The organism is Streptomyces sp. NPDC088794 (genome assembly GCF_044750545.1).
GTDB lineage: Bacteria > Actinomycetota > Actinomycetes > Streptomycetales > Streptomycetaceae > Streptomyces.
The window spans coordinates 116549-137081 of record NZ_JBIVKB010000019.1 but is presented as its reverse complement, the minus strand read 5'-3'; the positions used below and the strand labels follow the sequence as shown (position 1 = coordinate 137081).

At 68.2% G+C, this 20533-nt stretch carries 18 protein-coding genes; 7 read left to right on the top strand and 11 right to left on the bottom strand.

The features are described from left to right. Nucleotides 1-31 precede the first annotated feature (31 nt). A complete protein-coding gene (locus ACIP6U_RS40700) occupies nucleotides 32-682 on the top strand; it encodes a DUF4360 domain-containing protein (protein ID WP_401727797.1) in 651 nt (216 codons plus the stop codon). 45 nt (nucleotides 683-727) lie between these two features. Here ACIP6U_RS40700 and ACIP6U_RS40695 read toward each other — a convergent pair whose 3' ends face one another. From ACIP6U_RS40695 to ACIP6U_RS40685, 3 genes are all read right to left on the bottom strand, one after another. Further along, on the bottom strand, nucleotides 728-1495 hold the full coding sequence (locus ACIP6U_RS40695; RefSeq protein WP_401727796.1) for an intradiol ring-cleavage dioxygenase: 768 nt from the start codon (nucleotides 1493-1495) through the stop codon (nucleotides 728-730). Between the two features lie 181 nt (nucleotides 1496-1676). Then, complete coding sequence (locus ACIP6U_RS40690) at nucleotides 1677-2087, bottom strand: RidA family protein (protein ID WP_401727795.1); 411 nt, start codon at nucleotides 2085-2087, stop codon at nucleotides 1677-1679. A gap of 54 nt (nucleotides 2088-2141) precedes the next feature. Further along, nucleotides 2142-2462, bottom strand: coding sequence for a DUF6191 domain-containing protein (locus tag ACIP6U_RS40685; protein ID WP_401727794.1), 321 nt, complete (start codon nucleotides 2460-2462; stop codon nucleotides 2142-2144). 104 nt (nucleotides 2463-2566) lie between these two features. Between ACIP6U_RS40685 and ACIP6U_RS40680 the strand changes: the two genes are divergently transcribed. Beyond that, complete coding sequence (locus tag ACIP6U_RS40680; protein WP_401727793.1) at nucleotides 2567-5791, top strand: NACHT domain-containing protein; 3225 nt, start codon at nucleotides 2567-2569, stop codon at nucleotides 5789-5791. Here ACIP6U_RS40680 and ACIP6U_RS40675 read toward each other — a convergent pair. Both ACIP6U_RS40675 and ACIP6U_RS40670 read right to left on the bottom strand, forming a co-directional pair. Then, a complete protein-coding gene (locus ACIP6U_RS40675; protein WP_401727792.1) occupies nucleotides 5785-6036 on the bottom strand; it encodes a DUF397 domain-containing protein in 252 nt (83 codons plus the stop codon). The genes ACIP6U_RS40680 and ACIP6U_RS40675 overlap by 7 nt on opposite strands. After that, on the bottom strand, nucleotides 6033-6848 hold the full coding sequence (locus tag ACIP6U_RS40670; RefSeq protein WP_401727791.1) for a helix-turn-helix domain-containing protein: 816 nt from the start codon (nucleotides 6846-6848) through the stop codon (nucleotides 6033-6035). The genes ACIP6U_RS40675 and ACIP6U_RS40670 overlap by 4 nt, the downstream gene beginning before the upstream one ends. A gap of 130 nt (nucleotides 6849-6978) precedes the next feature. On the opposite strand from ACIP6U_RS40670, the gene ACIP6U_RS40665 reads away from it, so the two are divergent. The 5 genes from ACIP6U_RS40665 (at nucleotide 6979) to ACIP6U_RS40645 (ending at nucleotide 12377) form a co-directional block, all read left to right on the top strand. Continuing rightward, on the top strand, nucleotides 6979-7446 hold the full coding sequence (locus ACIP6U_RS40665) for an ATP-binding protein (protein ID WP_401727789.1): 468 nt from the start codon (nucleotides 6979-6981) through the stop codon (nucleotides 7444-7446). Nucleotides 7447-7532: 86 nt separating this feature from the next. After that, a complete protein-coding gene (locus tag ACIP6U_RS40660; RefSeq protein WP_401727788.1) occupies nucleotides 7533-9008 on the top strand; it encodes an amidase in 1476 nt (491 codons plus the stop codon). A gap of 84 nt (nucleotides 9009-9092) precedes the next feature. Then, nucleotides 9093-10475 carry a DUF3500 domain-containing protein gene (locus ACIP6U_RS40655; RefSeq protein WP_401727787.1) on the top strand — a complete coding sequence of 461 codons (1383 nt, stop codon included), beginning with the start codon at nucleotides 9093-9095 and terminating at the stop codon, nucleotides 10473-10475. Nucleotides 10476-10585: 110 nt separating this feature from the next. After that, nucleotides 10586-11761: a 4-hydroxybenzoate 3-monooxygenase gene (locus ACIP6U_RS40650; RefSeq protein ID WP_401727786.1), complete on the top strand. Its 1176-nt coding sequence runs from the start codon at nucleotides 10586-10588 to the stop codon at nucleotides 11759-11761. 19 nt (nucleotides 11762-11780) lie between these two features. Then, nucleotides 11781-12377 (top strand): hypothetical protein, encoded by a 597-nt coding sequence (locus ACIP6U_RS40645; RefSeq protein WP_401727785.1) that lies wholly within the window; start codon nucleotides 11781-11783, stop codon nucleotides 12375-12377. A 63-nt stretch (nucleotides 12378-12440) separates the two neighbouring features. Here ACIP6U_RS40645 and ACIP6U_RS40640 read toward each other — a convergent pair whose 3' ends face one another. The 6 genes from ACIP6U_RS40640 to ACIP6U_RS40615 all read right to left on the bottom strand — a co-directional run bounded on the left by ACIP6U_RS40640 (nucleotide 12441) and on the right by ACIP6U_RS40615 (nucleotide 20485). Next, entirely contained in the window at nucleotides 12441-14069 is a 1629-nt protein-coding gene (locus tag ACIP6U_RS40640) for a pyridoxal phosphate-dependent aminotransferase (protein ID WP_401727784.1), read from the bottom strand. A gap of 193 nt (nucleotides 14070-14262) precedes the next feature. Then, nucleotides 14263-15414, bottom strand: coding sequence for an aldose epimerase family protein (locus ACIP6U_RS40635; protein ID WP_401727783.1), 1152 nt, complete (start codon nucleotides 15412-15414; stop codon nucleotides 14263-14265). A gap of 61 nt (nucleotides 15415-15475) precedes the next feature. Continuing rightward, a complete protein-coding gene (gene mmsB, locus ACIP6U_RS40630; protein ID WP_401727782.1) occupies nucleotides 15476-16723 on the bottom strand; it encodes a multiple monosaccharide ABC transporter permease in 1248 nt (415 codons plus the stop codon). Further along, entirely contained in the window at nucleotides 16720-18270 is a 1551-nt protein-coding gene (gene mmsA, locus ACIP6U_RS40625; RefSeq protein WP_401727781.1) for a multiple monosaccharide ABC transporter ATP-binding protein, read from the bottom strand. The genes mmsB and mmsA overlap by 4 nt, the downstream gene beginning before the upstream one ends. A 77-nt stretch (nucleotides 18271-18347) precedes the next feature. Beyond that, a complete protein-coding gene (gene chvE, locus ACIP6U_RS40620; RefSeq protein WP_401727780.1) occupies nucleotides 18348-19454 on the bottom strand; it encodes a multiple monosaccharide ABC transporter substrate-binding protein in 1107 nt (368 codons plus the stop codon). A gap of 65 nt (nucleotides 19455-19519) precedes the next feature. Beyond that, nucleotides 19520-20485, bottom strand: a complete 966-nt coding sequence (locus ACIP6U_RS40615) for a hypothetical protein (protein WP_401727779.1) — start codon at nucleotides 20483-20485, stop codon at nucleotides 19520-19522. Nucleotides 20486-20533: the final 48 nt, after the last annotated feature.

Genomic DNA, 20533 nt, shown 5'->3' with positions numbered 1-20533 from the left:
GCCACCCCCCACTCACAGAACCGGAGACACCATGTCTGGTGGACTTCTGCTGGGCGGCGCCATCGCCGCTCTGCTCACCACCGCGCTTCCCGCGCACAATCCGTCGGGCGGGTTCGAGGACCCGCCCCCGGACAAGATCATCATCAAGGTCGCCACGGTGAACGGCTCCGGCTGCCCGCAGGGCACCACCGCGGTCGCCGTGTCCGAGGACAACACCGCGTTCACGGTCACCTACAGCGACTACCTCGCCCAGGCGGGCGGCACCTCCGACCCGACGGCGTTCCGCAGGAACTGCCAGCTCAACCTGGTCGTCCACGTCCCTTCGGGCTTCACGTACGCCATCGCCAGCGCCGACTACCGGGGCTTCGCCGCGCTTCAGGGCGGCGCGAACGGCACGCAGCGGGCCTCGTACTACTTCCAGGGCTCTCCGCAGACCGTGGCCAAGACCCACCCCTTGAACGGCCCCTACAACGACAACTGGCAGGCCACCGACGAGACCGACTGGGCCCAACTGGTCTGGGCGCCCTGCGGAGTTCAGCGCAACTTCAACATCAACACCGAGCTGAGGGTGACCGCGGGGTCGGCGAACCCCGGCAAGGTCAGCTTCATGACGATGGACTCGACGGACGGGGACATCAGCACGATCTACCACATGGCGTGGCAGCAGTGCCCGTCGTCCTGACCGGGGTGTGAGGGGGTGGCCCGCGGTGTGCGGGCCACCCCTGCGTCAGCTCCGCTCGACGCCGAGCGTCAGCGTGCCGGTGTAGCCGGCCGAGGTCGAACTGCCCAGCGCGGTCAGCGTCATGAGGCCGGACGCGGCGCCTCCGTCGTCGTAGATCGAGTCCTGGGCGAGGGTGGTGCGGGTGACCGTGTTGGTCGAGTACGGCGAGACCACGGCGACCTTGGTGGTGATCGACTCGTCGATGAAGAGCTGCCCGGTGTGCAGTTCCGTGCCGCCGGTGAACGAGCCGTCGGCGGTGAGGGTGACGCCGGTGTGCACCTTGACGTGGATGTGCACGCAGCGCCCGCGGTACCAGCCGGGGTAGATCGTGGTGATGCTCGCGAGGCCGGCGCTGTTGGTCAGCACGCCGCCGCGCAGGAAGGTGCCGTCGTCGGGCTCGGTGTGGCCGTTGTTGCCGACGAAGCCGGAGTACTCGCCGAGGGCGTCGCAGTGCCAGATCTCGACCAGGGCGTTGGGGATGGTGGCGCAGGTGTCGTCGTCCACGACGGTGAGCGCGAGCTTGAGCGGGACACCGGCCTTGCCTTCGGTGACGTCGGCACGGACGTACTGTCCGTCGAGGTAGTAGGGGCCTTCGGTCATCTCCTTGGTGAGGGTGCAGACGGCTGCCGCGGCGGCGGGGATCGCGTCCGTGGGGGCTTCGGGTGCGGCTGCGCCGACGGCGCCTACGGCGAGCGTGGCTGCGGTGGCGCCGGTGGCGATCAGCACGGTTCGGCGGCCGACTGGGGTGGGGGTTGCTTCCGAAGTGTCTGTCATGGACACGGCAGATTAAGGAGCGACTCTGTCGAAGGGCTGTGGGTTAGGCAAAGTGACGGGGCGTCAAGTTACTTGTCGGACACGTGGGTTGCCACGCAGGTACCGGGACTCGCGGCGGAAGCTCGGAAGGCGTGCTCCGGATCGAGCCCGTGCAGGGACGCCTGCCCGTCTCCGGGAAAGCTCAGTCAGGCAGTGCCACGGTGAGGTCCACCTCGATGAGCTGTCCGGTGAAGCCCAGTTGGGCGACGCCGAGGAGCGTGCTGGCCGTGGTGAACGCCGGGCCCAGGGCCGAGGTGGTGAGCCGGTGCCACGCGGCTCCGAGGGCAGCTTGCTCGTCGCTGCGTACGTAGATCACCGACCGCACCACGTGGTGTGGCTCGGCATTCACCGCTGCCAGGGCGGTGAGCGCGTTCGCGACGACCTGGTCGACCTGGGATTCGAGGGAACCGGGGCCGACGAGGTCACCGTTCCCGTCCAGCGGGCACTGTCCCGCCAGGTGGGCCGTACGGCCTGCCTCGACCACGGTGATGTGGTGGTAGCCGGGTGTTTGGTGGAGCTGCTCAGGGTTGATGCGGGTGATCTTCTCGGTCATGTCCGCGAGTCTGACCGGCGTGGTGCCCGGGCGCATCGCAATTTGCCCCTGGTTCTATCGGGGTCCCTGCCGTAGGCGGACGACCGCCGTCCCTCCGTCGAGGTTCACCGTCGTGCGGTTCGGTGGGGCGCCGTCCTCCTCGTCGTCCCGCATGACCAAGGACGACTGGCGTTCCTTGAGTTCGTTCTGCTTGCCCGGCGAGAAGCTGGCGTGGAGTTGTTCGAAGCCGGTCGCCGATATCTGGCCCTGGCGGGCGCTGTTGCGCCAGGGGAGCAGGCCGGCTCGGCCGGCGCGGAGGAGGAGTTGGTCGGCGAAGGCGACGACAGTGAGCGCGATGACCAGTCCGGGGAGGGTCATGAAGACGGCGAATCCCATGGTGCTCAGTATCGGGGGGACTTGGGGGGAATCGGTGGCGGTGGGTGGGACGGGGTCTCTAGTTTTGGCCGCAGCGTGGCCGACGACGGGGGTGGGGGCGGGCTGTGAGTGGGGGGAAGGCGCTGGGGCGGGTTGTGGTGGTGCAGGCCGATCACGGGCAGGGGAGCGGGGTGCTGCTCGACGAGCGCACTGTACTTACGGCGTTGCATGTGGTGGCCGACGCCGTCTCCGTCATCGTGATCCATCCTTCGTCGGGCAACTCGTTGCCCTGCCGCCTCGGTTGGGCCGACACGGCACTTGATGTGGCCGTGCTGATCACGTCCGAGGACGTGATCAGCGCCGACCTCGCCGCCCCCATGGGTCGGCTCCGACTGGGCAGGGTCGCCACCGACGCCCCGTTGCTGCATTGCGAGGTGGTCGGGTTCCCACAGGTCATGCGCTACGGGAAGCGTGGCGAGGATCTCGACTACGACCAGTACCGGGTGAGCGTGCTGCCGATGGCCGGACGCGCCAAGGGCATCCTTACCTGCGAACTCGACCGTCCGGCCGCCGCCGATTGGGATCGCGGCGGATCCCCGCTCGCCGGGCTGTCCGGCGCTCCGGTCTTCGCCGGCCCGGTGCTGCTCGGTGTGGTGACCCAGGTTCCCCAGAGCCGTCAGCACTTCAGGATCGAAGGCACACCGATCACAGACATCCTTGAGCAGGGTGCCGCGTTGGTCCGCGGTGCATGGCTGGAGGAAATCGTCGAAGTCCACCCCCACGACGAGCACTTCGAGGCCCGATACGCGAAGGATCTGAGTTCCCAGTACCGCAGGACGGAGATCTTCGGCATCGAGGAACTCGGCCGGAGCGAGTCCCGCTGGGACCTCGACACCGCGTATCTGAGCCTGCGGGCCGAGGGCCTCGCGCACTCGTACAGGCCAGTGGGATCCACGCGGATTCGTACGACATGGAGCGGCGCCCAGCGCATCGATTCCCTGTTGATCGACCGTCCCCGTGCCCTGCTGCGCGGTGAAGCGGGCGCAGGCAAGACCACCCTCGTCTGGTGGCTGGCGGCCCACGCCGCGAACGGAACCTTGAGCGGTGAGCTGGCCCAGCTCAACGGCCTCGTCCCCTTTGTCGTCCCGTTGCGTGAAGTGCATGCAGAAGGTGGAGGGTTCCCTGCCGTGTCGGAACTTCTGTCCGCCGGGCCGACGGCCACGGACGGACAGCCCGATGGCTGGGCCGGCCGGGTGCTCGAAGCACGTCGTGGCCTCCTGCTGGTCGACGGTCTGGACGAGGTCCCGGAGGCGGAACGGGAGGGGGCCCGCCGCTGGCTGGTGGCGCTCCTCGACCGCTATCCCCGCACACGATGTCTCGCGACCGTGCGCCCGAACGCGGTCGACAAGCACTGGCTCGACGCGGACGGCTTTGCCGAGCTGACCCTCCTGCCCATGAGCGACGACGACATCCGTGCTTTTGTGCATGCCTGGCACAACGCCGCCCGCCTGGAGTGCGACAGCCTCTACGACGGCCGACGCGGCAGCGAGGAGCGTGAACTCCTCTCCTCTCTGGAGCAGGATCTGGTGCACCAGTTGGAGCGGAACGCGGCCCTGACGGGCCTCGCCCGCACCCCGCTGCTGTGCGCCGTGATCTGCGCCCTGCACCGGCGCCGCCGCGGTCTGCTGCCCACCACACGCTGGCAGTTGTACCGGGCCGCCCTCGCCATGCTGCTGGGCGGGCGTGACGCCGGGCGCGGTGTGCTGCACGCCGGTCAGGTCAAGCTGGACTCCGACGAACAGCACGCGCTGCTCCAGCGGCTGGCCATCTGGCTGGTACGCACCGGGAAGCAGCAGATGACGCACGGCGAGGCGGTGCATCAACTGGGCCTCGCGATAAGGGACATGCCGCCCGTCCAGGAGCAGGGTTCGCCTGAGCACGTCCTGCGCTTTCTGCTCGACCGCAGCGGTCTGCTCCAGGAACGAGCCGATGACGCGGTCCAGTTCATCCACCGGACGTTCCAGGACTTCCTGGCAGCCAAGGAGTTCCACGAGAGCGGCTATCTGTTGGAACTCGTGGAGCACGCCGGCAGCGAAGCCTGGCAGGACGTGATCGTGCTGTCGGTCGGACACGCCGCACGTCCGGAAGTGGGCCGCCTCATCGAGACCCTGCTCGACTACGGGGATTCGACCACGGAGCGCTGGGGCCGTTTCCGTCTCCACGTACTGGCCGCGCGGTGCGCGATCAACGCCCCGGTGTTGAGTCAGTCGGTGATGAATGTGGTGCGGGCACGGGTGGGTGACCTCATGCCACCGCGCGATCCCAAGGAAGTAGAGGAACTCGCGGGTCTGGGCGACTGGGTAGTGGGCGTGCTCCCCGACGGGGAACGGCTGCAAGAGCGCGCAGCCCTGAACACGGTGCGGCTCCTGACCCGGGTACGCAGCGCGAAGTCCCGGCAGAAGCTGCGGCATTGCGCGTTCCATCCGGACCCGGAGATTCGCAGCGAGGTGGCCAGAGGCTGGGATCTGCACCCGTTGGAGGAGTACGTCAGCGAGGTGCTCGACGGAGCCCAACTCCCCGATCTGCACGTCGACAAGCGCGAGCAAATAGTACGAATACCCCGTTTCGGGTCCGTCACCAAGCTCACCGTGCACGGCTCGTACGACCCGCTGGAACTGGACGCCAACCTGCCGGTGCGGCAACTCGAATCCCTCGCGATCTGGCGGAACGAGGCCGTCACAAACCTCGACTTCTTAGGCAGCCGTGAGGACTTGAGAAGCTTCGAAGTGCGGGATTGTCGGTCCCTGGTGGATCTCTCCGCACTGGCCAGCCTCGACCTGATGGTGCTACGGGTAACCGGAGGAGGCGGGCAAGATCTCGAACCACTCCCGGGCGTACACCACCTGGAGGTGGGGGTCGAAGCCATCAGACGGCTCGATGCCATGGAGGCATGGACCGAGCTGAGGTCACTGACGGTCGAGGGGCTCAGCCACTCTCCTGCCTGGCACATCCGTGCCGCGCTCCACGCACCCCAGCTCACCCGGATCGCCCTGGCGGTCGACTCCCTCCAGGAACTGAGGCAACTGGATCCGGTGCCGCGAATCGAGCGACTGATGATCACCGGCCTGGAGGACCATGCCGACATGGAGGAGTTGAGCCGCGTCTTTCCCAACTTGCGCAAGTTGGGCATGGGGTTGGTGAAGGGAGGCACGCTCGACCTGCAGCCGCTTCACGAATTACCCGACCTGAGGCTGGACCTCTGGAGTACGGCCTCGGCGCACCTCGACGTCTTGGGCGAGGAAGCGTTCGGCGAGCGCCTGCGGTTCCATTCAGGCGACTTGGCCTACTGAGCACTCCCACACGCGTGAGCCAGGAAGTCGGCCCAGGTACCAGGCGACACAGCGAGCTGAGGCCCGTGGCGGTCCTTGGAGTCACGGACGTGGACGGTCCCCGGACAGGCGGCGACCTCGACGCAGTCCCCGTCGCCGCTGCTGCTGTAGCTGGACTTGGACCAGGAGAGAGCGATCTCAACGCAGTCATCACCGGAGCCGCTGCTGTAGCTCGACTTGAACCAGACCAGTTCCGTGGTGCTCATATGTCTCCTCGAATCCGCTGCAACAGGCTCAACGAGTCGTGGAGGGTAAGAGCCTGTGAGCGCATCCTGGCATACCGCATCTGGAGGATGCTGACCACTTTTGGATCAGCGATGAACTGGCCGCTCTCCTGTCCCTCGCAGTAGGCGAAGCGCTGGTTCTCCGAGGTCTCCAACAGCCGCATGGGGCCGCCGAGTCCGGCGTGTGCTTCCTGTGCCATCGGCATGATCTGGATCTCGACGTTGCGCTGTTCGGCGACCTCCAGTACGTGATCGATGAGTTCCCGCGTGACCTCGACCCCACCCGTGCGCCGCCGGAACAGGTGCTCCTCCAGAATGAACCCGAACGCCGTGTTCGGCCGCTCCCGCAACAGCAGTTGCCGCTCCGCCCGCGCCACCCACTGCGCCTCGATCTGTTCGTCGTCCAGCGGCGGGAGTTGGTTGGCGAACAGCGTCCGCGCATACGCCTCCGTCTGCAACAGCCCTGGAATCAACCGGCATTCATACGTGTAGAGCGTGATCGCCTCCCCCTCCAACCGCGCCCACCGCCGAAACCACGCCGCCAACCCCGGCTGACGAGCCAGCGTCGGAAACGCCCGGCGCAACGCACCCGCGTTGCCCAGGGCCTCCTCCGCCCGCTCCATCAGCGCCCGATCCGGCATCCGCCGCCCCAACTCGATCGACGCCACCGTATGTTTGGAGTACCCCACCAGCGCGCCGAACTCCTCCCGCCCAAGTCCCGCATGCTCGCGCAGCGCCTGAAGCACCGCCCCGAACGTCCGCAAGCTGTCCGACGCCTCCGGCTCATCGACCACAGTCGGTCACCTCCCGCACCCATGGTCACGTTCCGTCACTCGTACTGTCCAGTCCGTAACCGCGTACGCTGCCGCGCTGTACGCGGTGCTCACCTGGATAACAGCCGTTCCGGCCCGCCAGATTGGGCGCATGACAGCGCTCCCCACCCCACAACAACCGGTCACCGTACGTGCGTTCGCGCAGCGACTGAGCGCAACCCCTCGCGCCGCCCGCCTCGCCCGGCACCTCGCCGTGGCCCAGCTCCACACCTGGGGCATCCCGCCCGGTTGCGACGCCTCCGACGCCGTCGCCCTGGTCGTCGCCGAGCTGGCCGCGAACGCGGTGACGCACGGCCGGGTGCCGGGGCGGGACTTCGAGCTGCGGCTGTCCCTCGTCACGGGCAGCGTCCGGATCGAGGTGACGGACACGGTCGGCGACAGACGCCCGCCGGCACCCGGCGAGGTGGCCGCGCCCGCCGACCCGCTCGACGAGTCCGGCCGCGGACTGCTCCTCGTGGACGCGGTCGCGGACCGGTGGGAGGTGCTGGAGCGGGAGCCGCCCGGGAAGACGGTCCGCGCCGAGATCGATCTGCCGGGCTGGGCGGTGCTGTGGCGGTGACCGCGAGGTCGGCCGGTCGGGACATCAATTCCGTTGCGATAAAAGGTATTTCGTGGCTTGAGCCGGCGGCCGTTACGGTCGAAATCATGGACTGGAGCTATCACTCGGCCGAAGAACTCACCGCCGCCCTGCGTGCCGGCGAGGTGACCTCGGTGGAACTGACCGACGAGGCGATCGCCCGCATCGAGCGGGACGACAAGGCGATCAACGCGATCTGCGTACCGGACTTCGACCGTGCGCGGGACGCCGCGCGCGACGCCGACCGGGCGCGGGACCGTGGTGAGGACCGGCCGCTGCTCGGCATCCCGGTGACGGTCAAGGAGTCCTACAACATCGCCGGACTGCCCACGACCTGGGGCATGCCGCAGCACCGGGACTTCCTGCCCGCCGAGGACGCGGTGCAGGTCTCCCGGCTCAAGGACGCCGGCGCGGTGGTGCTCGGCAAGACCAACGTGCCCCTGGGACTCCAGGACGTGCAGAGCTTCAACGAGATCTACGGCACCACCAACAACCCCTGGGATCACGGCCGTACACCGGGTGGCTCCTCCGGCGGATCGTCGGCGGCCCTGGCGGCCGGGTTCGGCGCGCTGTCCATCGGCTCCGACATCGGCGGTTCGCTGCGCACCCCCGCACACTTCTGCGGGATCTACGCGCACAAGCCGACGGTCGAACTGGTCCCCACCCGCGGCTCGGTCCCGCCCGCCGTGCCGGCCTGGCCGGTCGCCTCGGACCTCGCCGTCGTCGGTCCGATGGCGCGCACCGCCCGCGACCTCACGCTCCTGCTCGACGTCATGGCCGGACCGGATCCGCTGACGCACGGTGTTGCGTACGAACTGGCGCTGCCGCCCGCGCGGCACGAGCGGCTCGGCGACTTCCGGGTCCTGGTCCTCGACGAGCATCCGTTCATCCCGACCGGGACCGCCGTGCGGGCGGGTGTGCAACGCGTGGCCGACGCGCTGGCCGACGGCGGCGCGCACGTGGAACGGCACAGCGCGCTGCTGCCCAGCCTCGCCGAGTCGGCGTTGATCTACACGCAGTTGTGGTTCGCGGGAGTCGGTGCACGCTTTCCCGCCGAGACGTACGAGCAACTGCGCGGCCTCGCCGCCGGATTGGGCGCGGACGATCAGGGTCTGGACGCGGCGCGGTTGCGGGGACTCGTGTCGAGTCACCGCGACTGGGCCGACGCGAACAACCGTCGCGAGCTGCACCGGCAGGGCTGGCGTCGGTTCTTCGCCGAGTTCGACGCCGTGGTGTGCCCGATCACGCCCACTCCGGCGTTCCCGCACGACCACGAACCGGATTCGATGAAACGCCGGCTCGACATCGACGGCGTCGCGTACCCGTACCTCGACCAGCTCGTCTGGGCCGGTCTGGCCACCATGCCCGGCCTGCCCGCCACCGCCGTACCGACGGGCCTGTCCCCCGAGGGGCTGCCGGTCGGAGTGCAGCTCATCGGCCCGATGTACGAGGACCGCACCCCGCTGCGGCTGGCCGAACTGCTGGAGCAAGAGATCGGCGGCTTCCAGGCACCGAAGCGGGAGGCCGACAACGGCGGCAGCTGAACCGGGTCCGCGGCCCTCGCCCCCGACCCGGGCTCACAGGCTTCGCCCAGGGATGCTTCAGGTTGGGCCGGGACGCTGACCCCCATGCATGGACACCGACCCCACACCCCCGCCTCCGAGCGCAGCCGCCGCTGGTTCATGAACAAGGCGCTGCTCGCCGGCGGTGTCGCCGCCGTGGCGACCATGACCGGCTGCTCCAACGACTCGTCGGACACCGCGAGTTCGTCCACCGCCTCCCCGTCCGCCGGTGCCCCGAGCGGTATGCCGTCGGGCGGGCCCGGCGCGGGAGGCGGTGGCGGGGGCGGCATGGGCCCCGGGGCCTCCCAGGTCAAGTACAAGGACCTCAAGGGCGTCACCACCGACGGCACGGTCGTCGACGACCTGTTCACCGTCCACTCGACCGGCGTCTCCACGGACGGACTGGTCAAGGCCGCGCAGGCGTTCCTCGACGGGCTCTCCGCGAAGGAGCGCAAGTCCTGCACCTTCGCCGTCGACGCCGACGAATGGACGGCCTGGAGCAACGTCGACGGCTACGACCGCAAGGGCGTCCGCATGGGCGACCTCACCGACAAGAAGCGTGACCTCGGCTACTCCCTGCTCGGCGTCGCGCTGTCCGCCGACGGCCTCACCCAGACCCGCAACATCATGAAGCTCAACCAGTTCCTCGGCGACTCCAACGGCGGCAACCAGAAGACCCTGACCGAGGGCCACTACTTCTTCACCTTCATGGGCACCCCGTCGACCACGAAGCCGTGGGGCTTCCAGTACGAGGGTCACCACGTCGCCATCAACTACTTCGTGCTCGGTGACCAGGTCGTCATGACGCCCACCTTCATGGGCTCCGAGCCGACCACGGCCACGTACAAGGGCGAGAGGATCAGCCTGTTCCGGCCGGAGACCAAGGCCGGTCTGGCGATGATCCGTTCCCTCACCAAGGCACAGCTCGCCAAGGCGGTCTCCTCGCAGGACAACGGCAACGAGGACATGAAGGCCGGCGCCGGCTCGGACAACCTCAAGCTCGCCTACGCGGGCCTGCGCGGCTCCGAACTCACCTCCGCCCAGCGGGAGAAGCTCCTGGCCGTGGCCCGCGTCTACATCGGCTACATCAACGAGGGACACGCCGAGGTCAAGATGACCGAGGTCGAGAAGCACCTCGACGACACGTACTTCTACTGGATGGGCGGGACGAAGGACGACTCCGCCTTCTACTACCGCATCCACAGCCCCGTAGTGCTCATCGAGTACGACGCCCAGGCCCCGCTCTTCTACCACGAGGCGTCCTCGGAGAGCCCGAGCGCGAGCGCCAGTGCGAGCGCGAGCGCCAACGCCGGCGGTCCCCCTGGTGGCGGTATGGGCATGGGCGGCGGCACCCCCTCCCAGGAACACATCCACACCATCATCCGCACCCCCAACGGCGGCGACTACGGCGTGGACCTGCTGAAGCTGCATTTGGACAACGACCACTGACATATGCCAAGTTGGTCCCTTATGGGCTAATAGGCGATCTTCGATTGCTCATCTCCCTGATCTGGCTGATATGAAACCACTTGGCCGAAAAAGCAAGATCAGGGGTGGATGTGGCGAAACGATTCGACTCCGGAGCACGGACCGGGGTGGTGATCGTCGGGGCGGGCCCGGCGGGGCTGGTCCTGGGGAACCTGCTCCTGGCCCAGGGCATCGACTGCGTGATCCTGGAACGGCGGGACCGCGAGGCCGTGGAGGGGCGGGCCAGGGCGGGCTTCCTGGCCGCCCACTCCGTACGCGTCCTGACCGAACACGGCCTGGCCGCCGGGCTGTTGGCCCGCGGCCGGCCGCACGGGACCTGCCTCTTCCGCAGTGAGCAGGGCGAATTCACCCTGGACTACGGGAAGTTGGGTCAGGGCGAGGTCCACACCGTCTACCCCCAGCAGGAGTTGGTCCGGGACCTGCTCGCCGAGTACCTGCGGCGCGGCGGCGAGGTCCGCTTCGGCGCCGAGGTCGAGGAGATCGCCGAGGGCCGGGTACGGGTCCGGGGAGCGGAGGACGTGACCGGACGCTATGTCGCCGGCTGCGACGGCCACCGGGGTGTCGGCCGCCGGGCCCTCACCGCGCACGGCATCGGTACGGCCCGCTGGGACCACGGCGTGACCTGGCTGGCGGTATTGGTCGAGGCTCCACCCAGCCTGGCGGCCGTCGGATACGCCCTGCACGACCGCGGATTCGCCGGCCACATGGCCCGCACGGAGACGGTGACCCGCTACTACCTCCAGTGCCCGCGAGGCACCGATCCGGCGAACTGGGACGAGGACCGCGTCTGGGCCGAACTGGCGCAGCGGCTCCGCACGGACGAGTTCGGCCCCTTGAAGCGCGGGCCGGTCCTGGAGAAGACGGTCGTCGACCTGCGCTCGGACGTCCTGGACTCCCCGGGCACCGGCCGCCTCTGGCTGGCGGGCGACGCCGCCGGACTCATCAGTCCCTCCGCGGCCAAGGGCGCCAACCTCGCCGTACTCCAGGCCGAACGCCTCGCGGAAGCCTTCGTGGCAGCCCTCACGCGCGGCGACGAGACGGACTTCGCCCGCTATGCCTCGTACTGCCTGCCCCGGGTCTGGCGGGCCCACGAGTTCTCGCACTGGATGAGCGGCCTGCTGCACGGCCCGTCCGCCGACGACCCCGAGGCCCGGTACGGCCGCGCCCTCCAGTACGCCCGCCTGGACAGCCTGCGCACCTCCCGCGCCCACCAGGACTTCTTCGCCGAGAACTACACCGGCATCTGACCCGAGGAACCCTCCCCACATGAGCCTCACCGAGCCCGACGTACTCCGCATCAAGCGAGCCGCCGCCTACGTCGAGACCCACGACACGGACCAGGTCCTGACGGAACTGTTTCCCGACCTGGCCCCGGCCGAACGGGCCGACATCTCAAGCCACTTGGTCTTCGACCACACCGCGGTACTGGTCTTCCCCGACACCCTCGAAGACCTGCGCGAGGAACTCGACCGACTGGGCTTCGAACCGGGCGCGGTCAACCCGAGCGTGGTCGTCCGAGGCCGCCTCGCACGCCGCTACGGCGCGACGGTCGCCGAAACGCCGGTCGCCATCGTGCACGTCGGCGTAGCAGGACGAAGCGTCGAGATCTTCGCCCTGCCCGTACCGCAGGACTCCCCGTTGGAGGCGGTGGCCGCCGACGAACGCGAATCCGAGCACGAGTCCCACCACGCCTTCGCGGCGACACAGACGCCCGCCGGGTTCGAGGAACGCACCGGCGTGCTACCGGACGGAGGCGGTTACAACGCCCACGAGGACGTCACGGTTCGGTACTTCCGAACCAAATCCAAGGCCCGCTTGGAAATTCGCGTCAAGGGCAACGCCGTTAGGGGCGCGGGGCTGTGACATTTTGCGGCTCCGCCGCGTGGGCGCGACCAGCCACAGCGCACCCGCACCCGGCAACGAGCCCTAACCCGCCTGCCCCATCCCCGCCGCGTTGGGCCAACTCTGCGCATTGGGCCACCCCGTGGCGGGTGCGGGCGCAAGCCCGGGACCGGTGGTTCCCCGAACCTGCGCGGCGGTGAGCCCACCCCGCGCAGGAACCCCGGGCGGCGTGGCGGCCGCCGCAGGCATGGGCGCCTGCATCTGCGGCTGCGACGGCGCACTCATCGCCGGCGCGTACTGCGGCTGAGGCTGAGGAATCTGCGGCTGGGGAAACTGCGGCTGAAGAACCTGCGGCTGCGGAATCTGCGGCTGAGGCGGCGCCGCCATCGGCATCTGCGCCACCGCCGGCATCGGCATCCCCACCCCGCCAGTTTGCGCAGCGGCCGGCATCGGCATCTGCATGGGCATACCGCCCCCGATGGCCTGCGCGACCAGCGGAATACCCGCCCCGTTCGTCTCGCTGACCAGCCGGTCCACGGCCGCCGTACCCGAGCTGTAGTTGGTCCCGGTACCCAGCTCGGGCACGGCGGCTCCCCTCCTGGTCCCGTAGAGCACCTGTTCCAGGCCGGACACCAGGCGACGCACGTCCACCTGGGGGCGCACCACGAGCCTCAGGAAGCGGCTGGACGAACCGATCTTGTTGCCGCATTCGCGGACCAGGATCCGGTGCTCGGTGAGCATCCGGTCGCGGACCACCGTGCCTTCGGCGCCCACGGGCAGGCGTACGAAGAGGAAGTTGCCCTGCGAGGGGTAGACCGTCAGACCGGGGAGCGCCGAGAGCTGGCTCGACATGTCCAGACGGTCCCGATACACCTGGTGCAGGCTCTGCGCGTACTCGGCGCCGTGCTCCTTGAGCATGAACACCACGTACTCGGCGAAGGCGTTGAGGTTCCACTTCGGCAGCATCGAGCGGACCCGGCCGGCCAGCGAGGGGTTCGCGACCATGTAGCCGAACCGTATGCCGTGCAGGCCGAAGTTCTTGCCCAGGCTGCGCAGCACGACGACGTTCGGGCGCAGCATCGCCTCCTGGACGACGCTGGGTTCGGCCTCGGCGTCGGCGAACTCCAGGAACGACTCGTCGATGACGATCAGATCGAGGTCGGCCATCGCGTCCATGAACTGCACCAGCGACTGCTTGTGGAGGTAGCCGCCGTCGGGGTTGTTGGGGTTGCAGATGACGGCGACCCGGGTCCCGCGGGCGCGGATGAACTCGGCGTACTGGCCGAGGTCCAGGGCGAAGCCGCTGGACTCCTGGAGCGGGAACATGTCGACCCGCTTGCCGGTCTCCATCGGCTGGTCGGTCCAGCGGCCGAAGGTGGGGACGGGGATGGCGAGGGACTCGCGGACCAGCAAGTGGTCGATCCAGGTGATGAGTTCGGTGGAACCGTTGCCCATCGCGACCGCCTGCGGCGGGAGTTGGAGCAGGTTGCACAGCTCGGCGGTGATCGTGTCCGCGCTGCTCGGGTAGTACGTGATGATGTCGCGCAGTCTCGCCGACATCGTGTCGAACATGGCCGGTGTGGGGAAGTACGGGTTGCACGGAATGCAGAAGTCCACCGGGCCGGCTCCCTCGCCGCCCTCCCGCGTCAGCGCCGCCATCGACGGGCTGTGCGCCGCCGTGCTGCGGAACAACGAGGTGACGTTGTCGGCCATGGAACCTCCGTATGGGGCGGACCCGTCGGGGACGGCCGGGTCCGTCGTCTTGGGTGGCCCGCGCGGGGGAGCACGGGCCGCTCTTACATACGGAGTCTGGGGTGGCGTTGTTCAACGCGTGTGAAAGTGGTGTGAGTGTGGGAACCACCAGGCCGCCGGACGCATCCGGCGGCCTGTGACACGGTTCACCAGATCACGCGCTGAACGTGTGCACCGTCCTCGTCCGGTACGTCTGCCCAGGTCGCAGCGTCGTCGTCGGGAACGACGGCTGGTTGGGCGAGTCCGGGAAGTGCTGCGTCTCCAGGCACAGCGCGTCGCCCTGCCGGTAGACGCTGCCACCGGTGCCGGTGAGGGTTCCGTCGAGGAAGTTGCCCGAGTAGAACTGCAGCCCCGGCTGGTCGGTGGCGATCTTCAGGGTGCGGCCCGAGCGCGGCTCGCGCAGGGTGGCGACATGCTCCGGTTTGGCCGTGATGCCCTTGTCCAGAACCCAGTTGTGGTCGAAGCCCTTCGCCTGCACCTGCTGGACGTGGCCGGCCCGGATGTCGCGGCCGATCGTCTTCGTCTTACGGAAGTCGAAGGGGGTGCCGGAGACCTTCGCCAGTTCGCCGGTCGGGATCAGCCCCGTGTCGGTGGGCGTGTAGCGGTCGGCGGCGATCTGGAGCTCGTGGTCCTCGATCGTGCCGCTGCCCTCGCCGGCCAGGTTCCAGTAGACGTGACTGGTGAGGTTGACGACGGTGGCCTTGTCGGTGGTGGCCTCGTAGTCGATGGTCCAGTCGCCGTGCTTGTTCAGCGTGTACGTGACCTTCACCTTCAGCGTGCCGGGGTAGCCCATCTCCCCGTCGATGCTGGTGTAGTGGAGATGCAGGCCGACGTCGGAGCCCTTGGTGAACGGCTCGACGTCCCACACGTGCTTGTCGAAGCCCTGGGTGCCGCCGTGCAGGCTGTTCACGCCGTCGTTGACGGAGAGCTGGTAGCTCTTGCCGTCCAGCGTGAACTGCCCCTTGCCTATGCGGTTTCCGTAGCGGCCGATCAGCGCGCCGAAGTACGGGGTCTTGGCGACGTAGTCCTCGATGTTGTCGAAGCCGAGGGAGACGTTCGCCAAGTGGCCGTGCCGGTCGGGGATCTCCAGCGACTGCACCACGCCGCCCCAGGACAGGACCTTCAGTTTCGTGCCGCCGTTGGCCAGCGACCAGATCCAGACCTTCGTGCCGTCCGCGAGCTTGCCGAAGAGTTTCTTCGAGGGTGCCTTGCCGCCGGAGGCCTCGGCGGTACCCGTACCGAGGGTGGTCGCGGCGAGTCCCGCCGCCGCCGCACCCGCGATGACCGTGCGTCTGTTCAGTTCCATCTAGCGGCTCCTGTAAAGGAATTGGGCCCCGTGGATCTCTCCGGCGGGGCCCTTAGCTGATTTACGAACCGGACTTGCGCTTGTTCCACACATCGAAGCCGACCGCGGCCAGCAGGGCGAGCCCCTTGATGACCTGTTGCCAGTCGGTGCCGACACTGAGGAGGTTCATGCCGTTGTTCAGCACACCGAGGACGAGACCACCGATGATCGCGCCGAGGACGGTACCCACACCGCCGCTCATGGACGCGCCACCGATGAACGCCGAGGCGATGGCCTCGAGTTCGAAGTTCAGGCCCGCCTTCGGCGAGGCCGCGTTCAGACGGGCGGCGACCACCAGTCCCGCCAGGGCCGCGAGCACGCCCATGTTCAGGAAGACCAGGAAGGTGACCTTCTTGTCCTTCACCCCGGACAGCTTCGCCGCCGGCAGGTTGCCGCCGATGGCGTAGATGTGCCGCCCGAAGACCGCGTTGCGCATGACGTAGCCGTAGCCGACCACCAGCACACCGAGCACGATCAGGATGATCGGCGCACCCTGATAGCTGGCCAGCAGCATGGTGACCGCGAGGATCGCGGCGGCGATGGCGACGAGCTTCAGCAGGAAGGCGTTGCGCGGCAGCACCTCGAGCGAGAACTCCTGCTGGCGGCCCCGGTCGCGGACCTCCTGGAAGATCACGAAGGCCAGCAGCGCGAAGCCCAACAGCAGCGTGAGGTTGTGGTAGTTGGTGTCCGGGCCGACCTCCGGCAGGAAGCCGTTGCCGAGCTTCTGCAGACCGTCCGGGAACGGGCCGAGGGTCTGGCCCTCCAGGAAGATCTCCGTCAGACCGCGGAAGAGCAGCATGCCGGCGAGGGTGACGATGAACGACGGTATGCCGAGATACGCGATCAGGAAGCCCTGTACCGAGCCGGCCAGCGCGCCCACCACCAGGCACAGCACCAGCGCGACCGGCCAGGCCACCCCGTGCTGCACCGTGAGCACGGCCGCGAACGCGCCCACGAACGCGGTCAACGAGCCGACCGACAGGTCGATATGGCCCGCGATGATCACCAGCATCATGCCGATCGCGAGGATCAGGATGTAGCTGTTCTGCAGCACCAGGTTGGAGACGTTGCGCGGCAGCAGCAGGTCGCCGCCGGTCCACACCTGGAACAGCACCACGATCAGGCCGAGCGCGATCAGCATGCCGTACTGGCGCATGTTGCGGCGCAGGCCGCCCAGCATCAGCTGCAACAGGCCGCCGCCGGAGGCGGACCCGCCGCCCTTGCCGGGCGGCGCGGCGGCCGGGACCTTGTCCGTCACATCGGTGCTCATCGGGATACCTCTTTGTCCTTCGTCATCTGGCGCATCAGCACTTCCTGCGTGGCCTCGGCCCGCGGGACCTCGCCGGTCAGCCGCCCGGCGGCCATGGTGTAGATGCGGTCGCACATGCCGAGCAGCTCGGGCAGCTCGGAGGAGATGAAGACGACCGCCTTGCCCTCGGCGGCGAGTTGGTCGATGACCGTGTAGATCTCGTACTTGGCGCCCACGTCGATCCCGCGGGTCGGCTCGTCCAGGATCAGCACCTCGGGACCCGCGAAGATCCACTTGCTGAGGACGACCTTCTGCTGGTTGCCGCCGGACAGCCGGCCGACCGTCTCGAACACGGTCGGCGCCTTGATGTTCATCGACTTCCGGAAGCCCTCGGAGACCTGCCGCTCCTCGTGCTCGTCGACCACACCGCGCCTGGCGACCTTGTCCAGGGCGGTCAGCGAGATGTTCCGGTTGATGTTGTCGATGAGGTTGAGCCCGTAGTGCTTACGGTCCTCGGTGACGTACGCGATGCCGTGCCCGACCGCCTCCGCGACGGTCTTCGTACGGATCTCCGTGCCGTCCTTGAGGACCGTGCCGCCCGCGTACCGGCCGTAGGCGCGCCCGAACACGCTCATCGCCAGCTCGGTGCGGCCCGCGCCCATCAGGCCCGCGATGCCGACGATCTCCCCGCGCCGTACGGTGATCGACACGTCGTCGACCACCTTGCGCTGCTGGTCGATCGGGTGGTGCACGGTCCAGCCGCGGATCTCCAGGGCCGGCGCCGCGTCCACCTCGCCCTCGTACGGCGTGCGTTCGGGGAAGCGGTGGTCGAGGTCGCGGCCGACCATGCCGGAGATGATCCGGTCCTCGGTGGTCTCCGCCGCCTTCACGTCGAGGGTCTCGATGGACCGCCCGTCGCGCAGGATCGTCACTGAGTCGGCGACCCGCCGGATCTCGTTCAGCTTGTGCGAGATGATGATCGCGGTGATGCCCTGCTTCTTCAACTCCAGGATGAGATCCAGGAGTTTGCCGCTGTCCTCGTCGTTCAGAGCCGCCGTCGGCTCGTCCAGGATGAGCAGCTTCACCTTCTTCGACAGCGCCTTGGCGATCTCCACCAACTGCTGCTTGCCCACGCCGATGTCGGCGATCCGGGTCTCCGGGTGGTCGGTCAGACCGACCCGGCGCAGCAGCTCGGTGGCGTGCTTGAGCGTCTCGTTCCAGTTGATGAACCCGCCCGAGGCGTGTTCGTTGCCGAGGAAGATGTTCTCCGCGATCGACAGGAACGGCACCAGGGCCAGCTCCTGATGGATGATCACGATGCCGTGGTGCTCGCTGGCCCGGATGTCCTTGAACGAGCACTCCTCTCCCTCGAAGAGGATCTCGCCCTCGTACGTGCCGTGCGGATGGACGCCGGAGAGCACCTTCATCAAGGTGGACTTCCCGGCGCCGTTCTCACCGCAGATGGCATGGACCTCGCCCTGACGGACCGTCAACGTGACGTCCGACAGCGCCTTTACGCCGGGAAAGGTCTTGACGATCGAGCGCATTTCCAGGACGGGTCCCGCCATGGTCGTGCCCTTCCAATCCGTGGGAATTGATCGATCCGTGCGAATGACCGAATGACCGAATGGCTGCTACGGGCCGGCTACTGGAGTTCGCTCGCCTTGTAGTAGCCGGTGTCGACCAGTTCCTTGCTGTAGTTGGTCTTGTCGACGCTCACCGGCTGGAGCAGGTACGCGGGCACGACCTTGGTGCCGTTGTCGTACGTCTTGGTGTCGTTGACCTCGGGCTTCTTGCCGTTGAGGACGTCGTCGACCATGGTCGCGGCGACCTTGGCGAGCTGCCGGGTGTCCTTGTAGACGGTCTGCGTCTGCTCACCGGCGATGATCGACTTCACCGAGGCCAGCTCGGCGTCCTGGCCGGTGATGACCGGCAGCGGCTTGCTGGCGGAGCCGTAGCCGTCGGACTTCAGCGCGGAGAGGATGCCGATGGAGATGCCGTCGTAGGGCGAGAGCACCGCGTCGACGCGGCCGGTCTTGTAGGAGGAGGTCAGGACGTCCTCCATGCGCTTCTGCGCGGTGGTGCCGTCCCAGCGCAGGGTGGTGACCTGGGTGAGCCCGGTCTGCTTGGACTTGACGACGAGCTTCTTGCTGTCGATGTACGGCTGGAGCACGCTCATCGCGCCGTTGAAGAAGTACTTGGTGTTGTTGTCGTCGTTGGAACCGGCGAACAGCTCGATGTTGAACGGGCCCTTGCCGCTCGCCAGGCCCAGCTTCTCGACGATGTAGTTGGCCTGGAGCTCACCGACCTTGGTGTTGTCGAAGGACGCGTAGTAGTCGACGTTCTTCGTGCCCAGGATCAGGCGGTCGTAGGAGATCACCGGGATCTTGGCGTCCGCGGCCTGCTGGAGCACGTTGTTGAGCGACTTGTTGTCGATCGCCGCGATGATCAGGCCCTTGACGCCCTGCGTGATCAGGTTCTCGATCTGCGAGACCTGCTGGTCGGGGTCGTCCTCGCCGTAGACCAGCTTGGTCTTGTAGCCCTTGGACTCCAGGTTGGTGACGACGTTCTTGCCGTCGGCGATCCAGCGCTCCGAGGACTTGGTCGGCATCGCGATGCCGATGGTGCCGCCCTTGGCATCGCTCGAACTCGCCTTGCTGCCCCCTTCGCTGTCCTGCCCGCAGGCGGACAGGGTGAGAGCGAGCGAGGCGGCGCCGGCTATGAGGGTGAGGGCGCTTCTACGAGTGCGCATGGTGATCGTCCCTGTTCTTTCTCGTCGTTGAGATGTGCTGGGCCCTGGCAGGGGTGTGGGGGATGTCAGTTGGCCGGGAAGCGGTTGAGCGTTCCGGGCAGTCGGGAGCCGAGCGGAGCCATGTCCCCACCCGCGCCGTGCCGTTCGAGCAGGTCGAGGGCGAGCCGGCCGCGCCGTACCCGCTCCCGCGCGGTGTCCAGCGTCACGTCCCGCAGGTGCGTGCCCCACGGGTAGATCCCGGGAGCCCTGGACAGACCGAACTTCAGGTACAGCGGCGCGCCGCGCCGGATCAGCTCGGCGACCTCGTACATCCGGATGTAGCCGCCGAGGTCGTCCGGAGCCTCGATGTACATGTCCATCGGCGCGGCGGACACCCGCCGGATCTCGGTGAGATGAGCGAGCGTCAGATCGCTGGGCACGTTCAGCGAGTCGGCGCCCAGGTGCTCGAAGACGGCGTACGACGCCGGGTTGACCGGGCCGATCAGCGCCGACACCTTCAGCGTGGTGTCGGCCGGGATGATCCCGGCGACCCGCGCCCGGTGCAGCGTCCACAGCACGCCCTCGTCGGCGACGAGCAGGCACTTGACGCCCAACTCCGTCGCCCGCACGGCGTCTTCGACACAGCCGGCGACCGCGTCGTGACCCCGGGCCCGCAGGCCGCCGCCGCGCGAGTCGGACCGCACCGAGCCGCCGATGTCCCAGGTGCCGCGCGGGCCCGTGAACAGACACAGCTCGATGTCGCGCGCGGCGGTCGCCTCGACCATCTCGGTGATCTCGGAGTCGGTCAGCATCCACACCCCGCTGCCCTGGCTGATCCGGTGGATCGGCACGTCGAGGCGGGAGGACTCCTTGAGGACGACGGCCAGCGCCTCGGGACCCTCGCACGAGGGGATCTCGGTGCGCCAGCGGCCACCGCCGGGGAAGGTGTGCGGCGAGGCGTCGGCGGGGTCGAGGGCGGGCGCACCCAGGCCGAGCGCGGTGAGCACCTGCTCACCGGGGCGGCGGGCCGCCGGAGCGGAGACGTCGTTCACAAGCTGTCCTTCGCGTTCGGTATTTCGGACGAGGTTCGCGGCTCTGGG